This window comes from Mycoplana sp. BE70, assembly GCF_031455855.1.
GTDB lineage: Bacteria > Pseudomonadota > Alphaproteobacteria > Rhizobiales > Rhizobiaceae > Mycoplana.
The window spans coordinates 171201-185450 of the sequence record NZ_JAVDTM010000009.1; the positions used below are offsets into that span (position 1 = coordinate 171201).

13 protein-coding genes are annotated in these 14250 nt (G+C 63.4%); 5 read left to right on the forward strand and 8 right to left on the reverse strand.

Going from position 1 to position 14250, the window contains the following annotated elements; genetic code table 11:
* Positions 1-81 precede the first annotated feature (81 nt).
* Positions 82-3462 (reverse strand): DUF3971 domain-containing protein, encoded by a 3381-nt coding sequence (locus J2Y48_RS17830; RefSeq protein WP_310420659.1) that lies wholly within the window; start codon positions 3460-3462, stop codon positions 82-84.
* A gap of 151 nt (positions 3463-3613) precedes the next feature.
* On the opposite strand from J2Y48_RS17830, the gene J2Y48_RS17835 reads away from it, so the two are divergent.
* From J2Y48_RS17835 to J2Y48_RS17855, 5 genes are all read left to right on the forward strand, one after another.
* Positions 3614-4081: a peroxiredoxin gene (locus J2Y48_RS17835; RefSeq protein ID WP_310420662.1), complete on the forward strand. Its 468-nt coding sequence runs from the start codon at positions 3614-3616 to the stop codon at positions 4079-4081.
* A gap of 4 nt (positions 4082-4085) precedes the next feature.
* Complete coding sequence (locus tag J2Y48_RS17840; protein ID WP_310420664.1) at positions 4086-4931, forward strand: ferritin-like domain-containing protein; 846 nt, start codon at positions 4086-4088, stop codon at positions 4929-4931.
* Positions 4932-5017: 86 nt separating this feature from the next.
* Positions 5018-6319, forward strand: a complete 1302-nt coding sequence (locus J2Y48_RS17845; RefSeq protein WP_310420666.1) for a M23 family metallopeptidase — start codon at positions 5018-5020, stop codon at positions 6317-6319.
* 176 nt (positions 6320-6495) lie between these two features.
* Positions 6496-7956, forward strand: coding sequence for a DEAD/DEAH box helicase (locus J2Y48_RS17850; protein WP_310420668.1), 1461 nt, complete (start codon positions 6496-6498; stop codon positions 7954-7956).
* A 10-nt stretch (positions 7957-7966) separates the two neighbouring features.
* Positions 7967-8395, forward strand: coding sequence for an NUDIX domain-containing protein (locus J2Y48_RS17855; protein WP_310420670.1), 429 nt, complete (start codon positions 7967-7969; stop codon positions 8393-8395).
* Here the strand turns inward: J2Y48_RS17855 and J2Y48_RS17860 are convergent.
* Genes J2Y48_RS17860 through J2Y48_RS17890 form a run of 7 tightly spaced genes read right to left on the reverse strand, consistent with a single transcriptional unit; the run spans position 8385 to position 14075 of the window.
* The gene (locus J2Y48_RS17860; RefSeq protein ID WP_310420672.1) at positions 8385-8717 is read right to left on the reverse strand and encodes a TfoX/Sxy family protein; all 333 of its coding nucleotides are present in this window, start codon (positions 8715-8717) and stop codon (positions 8385-8387) included. The two genes, J2Y48_RS17855 and J2Y48_RS17860, sit on opposite strands and share 11 nt — an antisense overlap.
* Positions 8718-8719: 2 nt before the next feature.
* Complete coding sequence (locus J2Y48_RS17865) at positions 8720-10351, reverse strand: molybdopterin-binding/glycosyltransferase family 2 protein (protein ID WP_310420674.1); 1632 nt, start codon at positions 10349-10351, stop codon at positions 8720-8722.
* Complete coding sequence (locus tag J2Y48_RS17870) at positions 10348-11049, reverse strand: XdhC family protein (RefSeq protein WP_310420677.1); 702 nt, start codon at positions 11047-11049, stop codon at positions 10348-10350. Before J2Y48_RS17870 ends, J2Y48_RS17865 begins: the two co-directional genes overlap by 4 nt.
* Complete coding sequence (locus tag J2Y48_RS17875) at positions 11049-11378, reverse strand: XdhC family protein (RefSeq protein WP_310420679.1); 330 nt, start codon at positions 11376-11378, stop codon at positions 11049-11051. Before J2Y48_RS17875 ends, J2Y48_RS17870 begins: the two co-directional genes overlap by 1 nt.
* A 10-nt stretch (positions 11379-11388) precedes the next feature.
* Positions 11389-12639, reverse strand: a complete 1251-nt coding sequence (locus tag J2Y48_RS17880) for a VWA domain-containing protein (protein ID WP_310420681.1) — start codon at positions 12637-12639, stop codon at positions 11389-11391.
* Positions 12640-12641: 2 nt separating this feature from the next.
* Complete coding sequence (locus J2Y48_RS17885) at positions 12642-13571, reverse strand: MoxR family ATPase (protein ID WP_310420683.1); 930 nt, start codon at positions 13569-13571, stop codon at positions 12642-12644.
* Positions 13572-13595: 24 nt separating this feature from the next.
* Entirely contained in the window at positions 13596-14075 is a 480-nt protein-coding gene (locus tag J2Y48_RS17890) for a flavin reductase (protein WP_310420685.1), read from the reverse strand.
* Positions 14076-14250 lie beyond the last annotated feature (175 nt).

The following is a 14250-nucleotide window of genomic DNA, read 5'->3' on the forward strand; positions in this document are numbered from 1 at the left end:
GCAACCTATCCGACGAATGCATCAACCCGCGATCGATGGTCGCGGGTTTTTCTTGGCCGCCTGTCCACGAGCCGGCGGCGGTCAGAACTCGAAGATGTTGCGGAACACGCCCGGCGCGATGATCGACAGCGGGTTGACGAGCAGGCCCGGCCGGTCGAACGGGCCGCTGAGCTTGAAGGTGATGCCGATCAGGCCCCGGTCGCTGCCGTTGCCCAGGATGAAGCCGATCAGCGGCAATTCGGCAAACAGGCGGTTGAGGCCGTAAGCCGGCATGAAGGTGCCGGTCAGCTCCATCCGGTCGCTTGCGTCGCGAACCGTGCCCTGGAAGGTCGCGCCGACCGCCTCTCCACGCACCACGCCGTTCTCCACCCGCAATGTGCCGCCTTTCGACACGACGAAGGCAAAGCCGCGCGAAAAATGCATCGAGCTCGTATCGATCTCGCTGCGGACAGCCTCATTGAGGCTGCGGCCACCGGCCGGTGTCGAAACCATCGAGCGTAGCTTTTCTTCCCCCGTCAGCTTGAACTTGCGAACGTCGACAGGTCCCCGCCAGCTGCCGTCAGCGCCGACCTTGAGGCGGACGTTCAACAGCCCGCCCTCCATGTGCCTGTAGATGTTGGCCAGCCGGGCCAGCGCGCCCGCATCTCCGGTCGTCAGCTCGAGCGTTCCTGTGTCCTTGCCCAGCTTGGCCACCAGCGCCTGGCCGCTGCCGGTCAAGGCACTCAGGTCCACCCCCGAAAGCCGATCGCCGTTCGTTGCGTAGTCGAGGCTGACATTGCTGAGCGATTCGCCGTTGAAACCGATGACCTGGCCGAGATTGGCGCGGATGGAGATCGGCACCTGATCCTTCTCACCGCCTGCACCGGTGGGGTTTGTCTTGAGCCGGCCAAGCACGGGGCGCGCATCGGCGACGTCCCCTTTCACCTTCACGACAAATCCCGACTTGGCACGATCGATGGTTAGCGCATACCGGTCCTGCGCCGACAGCCGAACCTCGTCGAAACGCGCAGAATGTAACGATGCACCTTTGAGAACTGCGTCTCCAGAGACCGAGAAGCCGTCGCCGGAGAAACTAAAATCGGACAGACCGGTGGCGCCGTCCTCCTGCTTGTCGATGACGAAGCGTGCCTTCGCCGGCACCCCCGCCCCCTTGGTCCAGCCGACCCAGGGCAGCGACACGACGGTGCGCCGGAGATCAGCCTCGACCCGCTGGCGGTCATCGGATTCGGATGTGACCGACAGCGCGATCGGTCCCGAGAGAAGATCGTTCAAGCCCGGGACCAGACGGGCCCGATCCTTGTCCCCGACTGTGCCGGAGATCTTCAATTCCCGTTTCAAACCCGTGGATCGATCGACAGGCTCGACGAGAACGATGTCGAGAGGCACCTGATCGACACGAGCCTTGGCCTTTAAGTCCGCGCGAGTGGGGTTGACCAGCAACTTGCCCTCGACGTGCGTAATTTCCCGCCCGGTGATCGGCTTCTTCAGATCCACCTTGAGAAGACTGATGTCGGCGGACCATTCCGGTGGTGGCGGATTATGGTCGCGCACCAGGCCGAGACGTGCCTTGACATTCGCCTCGACCGGACCGGTGAAGTCGTCCGGCGTGAACTGGGTCCGCTTCAGCACGTCGATCGGCTTGTAGGTCACCAACTCGGCGACCGCGTCCGCAGCGCCTGCCAGGTTGATGTCCATTTCGGCCATCAATGGCCGTTCGTAAGTGTTGGGCAACCGGAACGTGCCGCCTTTCACCGCTACGGTTCGCCCCGACGGCATATAGGCGGCGCCGCCCTTGATGTTGATATCGACGCTCTCACCGTGAAGTTCGAAATGGCCGGTCGCGTCACGCACTGGCGGAATGGCACCCGCTACGTTGAGCCGTGTATCGGCGATGTCGAAGGCGATCGTCAGTTCATCCTTCTCGAGCAGGAGGCGCCCATCGGACCTGGCCTTGCGGTCGTCCGCCATCGACACTTCGATGCGGCCGTTTGTGACGGTACCGCCGAAGATGTTGGCCACGACCCACTGGCGCGCCTTCTTCCCCAGCCAGTATGGCCACAGCTGCTTGACCGCCACCGCCTGCAGGCGGTCGCTGACCATGGCGAAACTGACCTCGGGGGATTTTCCGCCAAAGGTCAGCCCGAGCGAACCTGCGAGCGATCCATGCGGGCTCGACACGCCGAGCTGGTCGAACAGCACCTGCTTCGTTTTCGGGATCAGCCGACCCGCGACCTTGGCGTCGAACTTGACCGGAGCTTCGCCCGTATCCTCTGGCGCACTCACCGCGTTATGGAGGACAAGATCGACGGCGAACCCCTTGTCGCGCTGGTTCGGCAGCCGGTCCAGATCGATCAGGCCGCCCGTGAACGGAAACGTGGACGAACCGACGCGAACCTGTGACGGGGAGATTTCGATCGAGCGGCGCGCATAGTCGTAGAAGGTGGCAAGCTTTGTCGGCTTGAGTGCCGCGCCAACGCTGTCAAAGTACAGAGAGCCGCCTTCTGTGGCCGCCGCCAATTCGAGCCGTGGCTCAGCGCCCTTGGCGCCGCGCGTCGCCGACAAGGTGACGTCGACCCGCGCATCAATACCCCAGCCGGGCTCCCCGTTTGGCGTCTGTCGCAGCGCAAACGCGTCAAGCGGGACACCGGAAATCAGGCCGCTGACCTCGCTGACGCCGCTCGCACCCTGCGCAACGAGTTCGATGTCACCCGATTGGCCGTCCAGTGCGTAACGCCCTTCGATCGACATGTCGTCGCTGGTCCGGGTGAAGGTCAGTTGCTCAACGTCCAACGAGTGAGACCGTCCTGCGGCGTCGGCTATCGGCAGGACAAGATTGGTGATCCGGACACGGGAAAGCCCGTTGCCCGCAATCATCGCCTTGATCGTCTCCAGGCGATTAAAGGCGAGCTCCTGATAGTCTGGGATCGCATCGATGCGAACCGTATAGAAGTCGATCGGCGGCCCCTTGGGCAGGAGGGCCGGATTGAACATCGCCTGATCGATATCCAGCCGCGACGGCGAGATACGCCCCGTCAGCAACGCCAACGGATCCAGTACGATCCCCACCGCGCTCGCATTGGCAACGTTTCCACCGCTCGACTTTTCCGCAAGGGCGACGTTCTCGGCCTTCAGCGCCAGACCGCCGAAGCTGGAAAACCGGAGAACGGTCTTCTCCACCGTGGCACTGTAGCCCGGCCCCACCGCACCATTCAGGGCTGCTAGCGCGCGCGCATTCAGCGGCGCATCCACCAGCCCGCTCTCGACCGTTGCAACGATCAGCAGCAGAATCAGGGCAGCCAACGCTCCAAGTCCACCGAGCACGCGCAGCAGAACAGCGAAGTGGCCCGGTCGCTCGGTACAATGCAGCACGATCGGCTCATGCGCTTGCGCCGACGGCAGAGCATGCAGGCAGACGATGTCACCCCTGCCGAACTTCACCTTCTCGCCGCGGATTTCGCTCATGTCGCGATTGTTCCGTTGTTCCTGCCTGCATGCCGGCCGACCTCAGCCGCCACATGGATCGACTGATTGCGACTGGACGATTCCACTTGAGACTATATACCGGGGATAGCGCCCGCATGACGGAAAAACCTGTCCAAAGAAAGGAAATCCCATGGCAGAATTGTCGCCAGGAGCCATGGCTCCAGATTTTTCGTTGCCAAGCGATGGCGGCGGCCAGATCGCCTTGAGCGATTTGCGCGGTAAGCCTGTAGTGCTGTTCTGCTATCCGAAGGACGACACCCACGGCTGCACCACCGAGAACATTGCGTTCTCGGCCCTTCTTGGCGAGTTCGAGAAAGCGGGCGTCGCGGTCCTCGGCCTCTCGCCCGACCTGGCAAAAAAGCACGACCGGTTCAAATCGAAGTATGACCTGAAGGTACGGCTGCTTTCCGATGAGGATCATCGTGTCCTCGAAGCCTACGGCGTCTGGAAGGAAAAAAGCATGTATGGCCGTCGCTACATGGGCGTGGAACGCACGACGTTCCTTATCGATGCAGGCGGAAAGATCGTGGAAATCTGGCCAAAGGTGAAGGTTGCCGGTCACGCCGATGCCGTTTTGGCGCGAGCGAAAGAACTTTAAGTCAATGCCGCATCAAATTGCCAATACACGTTTTTCCTCGATCAAAAGCCTGCGCGGCGGCGCGACCCAGGCGGTCCTTTCGGCCGACCTGGACCTGAAGACGGAACTCGCCCAGGAAACGGCGCGCCGCTGGTTTGCCCGCACCCTGTCGCTGCGCTCGCCGCTGGACCCACCGCTCCCCGACCGCCCCGGCCGCCCGGACAAGCCCGAGCTTGTGCCACCGAAGAACATGGAGAAGCGATCGCTGCACACGCTTAAGGGCCGGATCGCCCTGCTGCATGCGCTAGCCCATATCGAACTTAATGCCGTCGACCTGGCGCTCGACATTGTCGCCCGCTTTACGACGGAAGGTGTTCCGCATTCCTTTTTCGACGGCTGGATGCAGGTCGCCTTCGAGGAAGCGAAGCATTTCCGTATGATTCGCGTCCGTTTACGCGAACTCGGCGCAGAGTATGGGGATCTTCCGGCACATGACGGACTTTGGCAGGCAGCCCACAGCACGCGCAACGATCTCACCGCCCGCCTTGCGGTGGTGCCGCTGATTCTGGAGGCGCGCGGCCTCGACGTCACGCCTGTCCTTCAGGCCAAGATGCGCGAGACCGGCGACACGAAGAGCGCCGACATCCTCGACGTGATCTACAATGATGAGAAGGGCCATGTCGCGGTCGGGGCAAAATGGTTCCGCTTCCTCTGCGCACGCGAGAAGAAGGACCCGTCGGCGACATTCAAGGAGTTGGTTCGGGTCAATTTCCGCGGCCCGCTCAAGGCGCCGTTCAACGATGTGGCCCGCGCCGAGGCCGGACTGACCCCCTCTTTCTACCGCAGCCTGGTCTCCGTCAGTCAAAGCTGACACCCCCTCAAACGTTTATTAACCTTAACAGGGTGTAATCCCGACAACCCTGGGGCAGGGAGTCTTTCGATAGTCGGGAGTTGAGGGTGGCGGAGCGTCCTGAAAACCGCGTGTTCGGCAAGCGCGAGCAGCAGCACATCATCATTCTTGCCAGCGGCGACAAGATCCGTCACATGACCGTTCGCCCCTGGATGACGGCGGTGGCGCTGTGTTTTGCCGGCATGTTCACTGTCGGCTATCTCGCGGCCACATCCTATCTCGTCCTCCGCGACGGCCTGATCGGTGCCACCATGGCCCGCCAGGCCCGGATGCAACACGACTACGAGGATCGGATCTCCGCCCTGCGCGCCCAGGTCGATCGCGTCACCAGCCGCCAGCTCCTTGACCAGCAAGTCGTTGAAGACAAGGTGGAAAAGCTGCTTCAACAGCAACTCGCGCTGACGGAACGCAATGGCAAGCTCGACACATTGCTGAGCCGCGCGGGCAGCGCTGGAGTATCCGACACCTCGCTCGAAGAGCCGTCCGCCGAAGCCGAATCCCTTGCCTACGGACGGCGCGCCGATGCCGCACCCGCCCTGAAGGCCATCGACAATCTCCTCGGGCGCGAGACAGCGGAAACGGCGCGGAAGGCATCCGCCGCCCCGCTCGCCTATGCGGCGCCCGGCGAGTCAGTCGCGGACCGCACCGACCGGATGTTCTCCAGCGTGACCCTGTCACTGAAGGATGCCGAACGCGAACAGATGGCGCGAATCCGTGCGCTCACGGATGGTGCGGCCGAAATGGCGGACGCGATCCAATCCATCGTGAGTCACACCGGCATCGATCTCCAATCGCAACTTGCGGCCGACGATGCCAGCGCGATCGGCGGTCCCTTCGTCGAACCCCAGACCGGCGATGCATTTGTGTCTTCGCTCGGAGAGCTCGACATCGCATTGAACCGGCTCGACGCGGTGCGCAACACCGCACGCAAGCTGCCCTTCGCCACCCCCGTCCCCAGGGGCGACATTACGAGCCGTTTTGGCAATCGCACCGATCCCTTCCTCGGCCGCCTCGCCCTGCACGCCGGCATCGACTTCCGGCTGCCGACCGGCAGCGAGGTTCGCGCGACTGGCGCCGGCACAGTCCTTTCGGCCGGGCGCAGCGGCGGCTACGGCAATCTGGTCGAGATCGACCACGGCGATGGCCTTGTCACACGCTACGCACATCTCTCCAGAATCCTGACAAAGGTCGGCGAAACGGTCGAAAGCGGAGACCCCGTGGGACTGTCCGGATCGACCGGGCGCTCGACTGGACCGCACCTGCATTACGAGGTGCGCCGCGACGGCCGCGCGAGCGATCCGGCGCGCTTTATCGCCGCGGGGACAAAGCTGTCGGCCTACATGAACTGAAGGGCCATTCTCCGTGTGTTAACCGCATATCGCGTTCGCTTCGCTTGCGAATCCTCAAGAACCGCTCGTTTCCTTGACTTTCCGGCGCTTTCAGACTAAGTGCGCTCCATCCAGCGACCTTTACCAGAGCTGAAACCCAGGCGTTCGCGAGAACCGGAACGGAAACAGATTTCCCTTTGACCACTTTTTCTGACCTTGGCTTGAGCCAAAAAGTACTCTCCGCCGTCACGGACGCGGGCTACACCATTCCAACGCCGATCCAGGCGGGGGCGATACCGCCCGCGCTCCAACGTCGCGACATCCTGGGGATTGCTCAGACCGGCACGGGCAAGACCGCCTCCTTCGTTCTGCCGATGCTGACGCTTTTGGAAAAGGGGCGCGCCCGGGCACGGATGCCGCGCACGCTGATCCTTGAACCGACGCGGGAACTGGCCGCTCAGGTCGCCGAGAATTTCGAAAAATACGGCAAGAACCACAAGCTCAACATTGCCCTCCTGATCGGCGGCGTCTCGTTCGACGAACAGGATCGCAAGCTGGAGCGCGGCGCCGACGTGCTGATCGCCACGCCCGGCCGCCTGCTCGACCATTGCGAGCGTGGCAAGCTGCTGATGACCGGCGTCGAGGTTCTCGTCATCGACGAGGCCGACCGCATGCTCGACATGGGCTTCATTCCCGACATCGAGCGCATCGCCAAGCTCATTCCCTTCACCCGCCAGACGCTGTTCTTCTCGGCCACGATGCCGCCGGAAATCCAGAAGCTTGCGGACCGGTTCCTCCAGAACCCGGAGCGCATCGAGGTGGCCCCGCCCTCCTCCACCGCCAAGACGGTGACACAGCGCTTCGTCGCAACCCATTCCAAGGACTACGAGAAGCGCTCGGCGCTGCGCGACCTGATCCGCGCCCAGGAAGAGTTGAAGAACGCGATCATCTTCTGCAACCGCAAGAAGGACGTCGCCGACCTGTTCCGCTCGCTGGATCGCCACGGCTTCTCCGTCGGCGCCCTGCACGGCGACATGGACCAGCGCTCGCGCATGACGATGCTTGCGAACTTCAAGGACGGCAACATCAAGCTGCTCGTCGCCTCGGACGTCGCCGCCCGCGGCCTCGACATTCCGGACGTCAGCCACGTGTTCAATTTCGACGTGCCGATCCACGCCGAGGATTATGTCCACCGTATCGGCCGCACCGGTCGCGCGGGTCGCTCCGGCGCCGCGTTCACGCTGGTGACGAAGCGTGACACGAAGTTCTCCGATGCCATCGAAAAGCTCATCGGCCAGTCGGTCGAATGGCTGAATGGCGATCTTTCCTCACTTCCCGCCGTCGTCGAGAGCGACGAGCGTGAAAAGCCCCGCAAGGGACGTGAACGGGGCCGCGACCGCGGCAACAGTCACAAGGGTGACACGCGCAAGGACGATACTGCGCGCGAAACGAATGCGACGGAAAGAGGAAACGACAGCGTGAAGGCAGATCGTCACAACGACAGCAAACCCAGCCAGCCGGTGCGCAACCAGCGCCCAGCCAACGACGATCATCGTGACCGCCGCAGCCGCTATCGCCGCGACGAGGATGACGGTCCGACGCCGATCGGCTTCGGCGATGATATCCCCGCCTTCATGCTGATCGCCGGCAAGGCCTGATCCCAATTCCATGCCTGTTCCTGGGGTAGACATACCCGGTGTCGGCTGCGGACTTGCCATCATGCGTGACGGCAAGCTTCTGCTCTATCGCCGCACGCGCGCACCGGAAGCAGGCCACTGGAACATCGTCGGCGGCAAGGTCGACCACATGGAGCGATCGCTGGACGCCGCACGGCGCGAAGCCGAGGAGGAGTCCGGACTGGCTTTTGGTCGGATCGACTTTCTCTGTCTTTCGGAACAGGTCATCGCGGCCGACAACCAGCACTGGGTCTCGGTTATCTATGTGAGCGAGGATTTCACTGGAGAGGCGCGGGTAATGGAACCGCAAAAGCTGCCTGAATTCGGCTGGTTTTCACTGAATGACCTGCCACAGCCGCTTTCACGGTTTGCGACCGATGCAGTCGCCGCACTTCAGGCAAAAACACGCGTTAGCGCTTGAGCGGATTGGCGCGAAGCGCCGCATCAAGGGCCAACCGCACCCATTCTGCCATCAGATCCGGGTCATCGAAGGCATCTTCCGGGATGCTCCAGTAGGGCATCTTCAGCGGCGCACCGGACCTGCGCCCCTCATAGGTCCATTGCCGGCAGCCGGACATCTCGAATTCAGGGATCGTCACCTCGTCGGCCTTCAGCAAAATCTCGCCATCCACCTCTAGCGCGACGATCAAGTCGCCAACGTAGATGCCCTTCCCGCCAAACATCCGCCTGATCGTTACCGGCCCGAGCGACTGGAACATCTCCTCGATCGCGTCCTTGTCCATCGCTATTCCTTCAACGTGCCGCCGGCTGCCACCACCGCCTCCGGCGTATCGACGTCCAGGTGTGCGGCCGCGCCGATCTCGACGTCGATGATGTCGACCCCCGAAGTTTCGATGATCTGGCGCGCGCCGACATCGCCCTCGAGATGGCGGATTGCGGCTAAGGTGGAACGCGGCAGGATGACGGGATTGCCGCGCTTGCCGTTTGATACGGCCCGCACGACGGCGTTCCCGCCAGCCGATGCGAAGGCTGCCATCAATGTACGCAGATCCTCCGGCGTGACCCTCGGCATGTCGGCCAGATGGACGAGGACTCCGCTGCAATCATTTCCGGCGGCGTCGAGCCCGGCATTGAGCGAGGTCGACATTCCCTCCCGGTAGAGCGAATTGCGGACGATCTCCACGGGCAGCCCGTCCAAGGCCGCCTCGATCTCCTCTGCCCGATGCCCGGTTACAACCACGACCTTGCCGGGTTGGGCGGCAAGCGCCGCCGACACCGACATGCGCACCAGCGGGACCCCATCGAATTCGGCGAGCAGTTTGTGGCGCCCGGCACTGCCCATGCGGCGCGCCTGCCCCGCCGCAAGCACGATGACGACGATATCTTTTGCCTCGACAGCGTTTGCCCTGCGCTCGCCTTTCAGTTCCCGCGGCCGCGGCCGGGTCGGGATCTCCGCCAACAGACCGCCGACGCCCATGCCCGTGATGTCTTCGGCGCCGGGTGCCTCGCCGGCGAGGATGCGGGCGAGAACCCAGTCGAAGCCGTTCTCCTTCGGGCTTCGGGCGCAGCCGGGCGCACCGATCACCGGCGTATCGCCGATCTGGCCGAGCACGAGGAGGTTGCCGGGATCGACGGGCATGCCGACCTGCTCGACGCGCCCGCCTGCTTTTCGGATCGCCGCAGGGATCACATCTTCTGCATCGGAGACGGCCGACGCACCGAAAACGATGACAAGCTCGTTGTCGCGGGCTGCTGGCTCCAGGGCTCCTGCCAACGCCGCCGTCTCGTGCGCCACGCGCACTTCGCCGGTGAGCGTGCTTCCGGTGGGCGCGAGCCTGTGCTCCAGGAGAAGCCTTGTCTTGTCCATCACCGAGGGTTTTAGCGTGGGCAGAACGGTCGCAATCATCGCCACGCGGCGGGCCGTGAATGGCCGTACGAAGAGAGCGTCGGCACCGGCAAGGACGGCAGCCGCGCGATCAACGACGATGGCCGGGACGGCCAATGGAATGATCTTGATCGTGGCTACCATGTCGCCCGGCCGCACGGTCGCGCGGTCCGGCAGGGTGGCAACGGTGATCGCCGGATCGATGCGGTTGAAGCGATCGATCGTCACGCGATCGGCTCGAAACAGGCCATCGACGGCGGAATGCAGGTTGATGCGTCCCGTGGCGGGCGTGGTGAAGGTCAGGTTATCGGGCGCGATCGCTTCAGCAATGCGTGCGGCGGCCGCATCCTCGTCGATATCGCCGGGCTGCAACCGCACCGCGGTGACGCTTTCGACCCCCGCGGCCAGCAACTGCTGGCAATCCGCGTCCGACAGCAAATGGCCCTTGGAAAGGGAAACCCCTTCGGCGCGCACGCCATGTGCCAGGATTGTACCCGTTGCCTCAGTTACTGCCACGTCTCCGAAAATCATGGCGCAACTCCCGTCCGCAAGTCGCGCCGGCGAAAGGCCTGTATGATCTCGGCGAGGATCGCCACCGCGATTTCCGCAGGACTCGCCGCTCCGATATCGAGCCCGATCGGTGCTGAAATGCGAGCAAGGGCCTCTTGGTTGACGCCCTGTGCCGTCAGCCGTTCGATCCGCCTCGCATGCGTCTTTCGGCTGCCGAGCGCACCGACGTAGAAGCAGCCGGAATCAAGGGCTGCACGGATCGGAAAATCGTCGATCTTCGGATCGTGCGTGACGGCCACAAGCGCGCAATAGGCGTCGAGCGGCCGCGCCCTCAGCACGTCCTCCGGCCAGTCGGCGACCAGATCGACGCCGGCGAAGCGTTCCTCGGTGGCGAACGCCGTGCGCGGATCGATGATCGTCAGGTCGAATCCGGCGACCTTGGCGATTGCCGCCAGCGCCTGGCTGATATGCACCGCGCCGATCACGACAATCCGCGCCGGCGGCAGATGAACATTGAGGAAGTAGCTGCGCCCATCCGCCTCAACGACACCAGACTTGCCGGATCGAAACGCACTTGCGATCGTCTCGCCGAGCGGCCCAATGACGGCGTCGCCCTCGCGCACGAGGCGGTCGCGCCCGTCGCCGAGGTCCGTCACGTGCACCGCGGCGCGACGCGCGCGTCGTTCGGCATTCACTTTGCGCAAAATCAGAGGATCCATCAGCCCAGCCGCTCCACATAGACGCGGATCCGTCCGCCGCAGGACAATCCGACCCGCCAGGCGGTTTCGTCGGCGACGCCGAATTCCAGCATCTTCGGCTCTCCGCTCTCGATCACATCGAGTGCCTCGCTGATGACCGCGCCTTCCACGCAGCCACCTGACACCGATCCGTGGAAATTGCCTTCACCATCGATGACAAGGTGACTGCCCGTCGGCCGCGGGGCGGAGCCCCAGGTCTCGACCACGGTCGCGATCGCAACAGTGCGCCCATCGTCCATCCACCTTTCCGCTACCGCCAGCGGATCGAGCGTGTCCATCGCACCTTCCATTCCGGCCTCCTCATTTCAGCGCGGCTAGAAATCGTCGCGGATCGGCCCGGCTACCGCCATTGCCGGACAATGCGGCGACCAGATCCGATATGGCTTCAAGATTGTGCACCGCGCGCAATTCGTCAACGTGCGGGAGCATGGCGCGCACGCCCCTCGCCCGTGCCTCGAAACCCTCGAAACGCAGCAGCGGATTGAGCCAGATCAGCCGGCGGCAGGAGCGATGCAGCCGATCCATCTCCGTTTCGAGGCTTTCGATCCCCTCCCGTTCCAGACCGTCGGTGATCAACAACACGATTGCACCCTGCCCCAGTACCCGTCGCGACCAGAGCCGGTTGAACTCCCTTAGCGTCTCACCGATGCGCGTGCCACCCGACCAGTCTTCCACCGTGCGCGCGCACTCCTCGACCGCCTCATCCGGATCGCGATGGCGCATCTGCCGCGTCACATTGGTCAGCCGCGTACCGAACAGGAAAGTATGGACACGCCGGCGCCGGTCTGTGAGCGCATGGAGAAAATGCAGGAAGATGCGGGTGTACTGGCTCATCGAGCCTGAAATGTCGGCGAGCACCACCAGCGGCGGGTGCACCATCTTCGGTTCCCGATGCCGCGGCAGGATCAGCGCGCCGCCCGTGCGCATCGCCTGCCGCATCGTCGCCCGCGCATCCACCATCGCCTTTCGCGTGCTGCGGCGGAAGCGGCGCGTCTTGACCTCGTCCATCGGCAGCGTGAGGCTCGCGATGGCGCGCTTGGCTTCGCGCAGTTCCGCTGCCGTCATCTGGGCGAAATCGGTCTTGCGCAACGCCTCGCTGACAGAGGTCGTGAAACGCGCATCGATTTCGATCTCGGGCTCGTCGCGCGGACGTGTCGCATCCTGCCGGCCGGCAAAGAGCGCGTCTGACACCCGCTTTTCGCCCGCCCTCTTCTTTTCCCTTTCCGCATCCTTTCGGACGACGGGGGACATCATGGCGATCATCTTCTGGACGAGATCGCGCGAGCGCCAGAAGAGCCGGAACGCTTCATCGAAGATCGCCTGGTCTTCGTGGCGCGTGACCAGCGTGCAATGCAACGCGGTGTAGAACTCGTCCCGATCGCCGATACCGATCGCCTGCACGGCCTCGATCGCATCTGCAACCGCAGCCGGTCCGATCCTCAGGCCTGCCTTGCGCAACGCGCGGGCGAAATGAACGATATTGTCGGCAAAGCGGCCGTCGCCCGGCGGCATCGGCGGCATGACCAGCCCATCTGTCGCCGCCTCGATCATGGTCAGCCCGCCGCGCGAAGCTCGGACTTCACCTCGTCCAGAAGCTTCCGCCCCTCACCACCCTCGATCCGGGCGATGTCGTCCTGGTACTTCAGGAGCGTGCCAAGCGTGTCGGAGACCGTTTCCGGATCGAGCGCCGTGCGGTCGAGTTCGGTGAGCGCGGTCGCCCAGTCGATCGTCTCAGCGACGCCCGGGTTCTTGAAAAGGTCGAAGGTGCGAAGCTTCTGCACATAGGCGACGATCTGTGCCGACAGCGCTTCGTTGCAGTCCGGCACCTTGCGGCGAATGATCTCCAGTTCCTGTTCCGCCTTGGGATAGTCGACCCAGTGGTAGAGGCAGCGCCGCTTCAACGCGTCGTGCACCTCGCGCGTCCGGTTCGTCGTGATGATGACGATCGGCGGCTCGGCGGCGCGGATCGTGCCAAGCTCCGGCACCGTCACCTGGAAGTCGGAAAGCACCTCGAGCAGGAAGGCCTCGAAGGCCTCGTCCGTCCTGTCGAGTTCGTCGATCAGGAAGACGGGTGCGCGCCCGTCCGGAGAGGACAGCGCCTGCAGCACCGGACGGCGGATAAGATAGCGATCGGAAAAAATGTCGGGCTCGATGCGTTCGCGATCGGTTGTTCCGGCCGCTTCGGCAAGACGAATTTCCAGCATCTGCGCCGGATAATTCCATTCGTACACCGCAGAGGACACATCGAGCCCCTCGTAGCACTGCAGGCGGATCAGCGGGCGATCGAGCGCGCTGGCGAGTACCTTTGCGATCTCCGTCTTGCCGACACCCGCCTCGCCTTCCAGAAACAGCGGGCGCTTCATCTTCAGCGAAAGGAACAGGACTGTCGCCAGCGATCGCCCGGCCAGGTAGTTGCCTGCCGCAAGCATATCGAGCGTCTCTTCGATCGACTGGGGAATGGTCCCCTTCTTGTAGGCTGCCATGCTTCCTCCGCTCTGGAGGAGAACTTATAGCGTGCGGTAGTCCCGGTCCATATAGATCAACGCCGGTTTTTCCGGTCCGTATGCCAGCCCCAGCACCTCGCCGAAGAGAATCATGTGTGTCGCCATCACCTTGACCTCGAGCAGGCGGCAATCGAACGACGCCAGCGCGTCGATCAGCACCGGCGAACCGGTAACGAGTTCCGTCCATTGTCCCTGCGAGAAGCGGTCGCCGGGAATGCCAGGATCACGGCCGGAGAAGACATTGGCGAGCTCGACCTGGTCCGCCGCCAGCGCGTTGAGCGCGAAATGCCCGCTCTTGCGGAAGATCTCGTTGCGCGGATTGGACACGTTCAGGCAGGCGAGCACGATCGCCGGATTGTCGGAAACCGAGCAGGCCGCCGTGATGGTCACGCCGCGACGTTCTCCCTCAAAAGAGGTGGTCACGAGTTGGACGTGCCCGGCGTAGCGGCTCATGGCGTCGCGATACAGCGGCGGGTCCAGCATCAAACGATCCAACACGGCGATCTCCCTTCGTGGAAAGGGATACATGGAAATAATAAAGAAAAATGTAAGCCCAAAAACGACATTTTCCAGGGTTTTGCACGGTACTTACGACCGGGAACGCGGGCGACCGTACATCGCCGTCATCTTTTGCTTTGACCGACACCGTTCCCTTCGT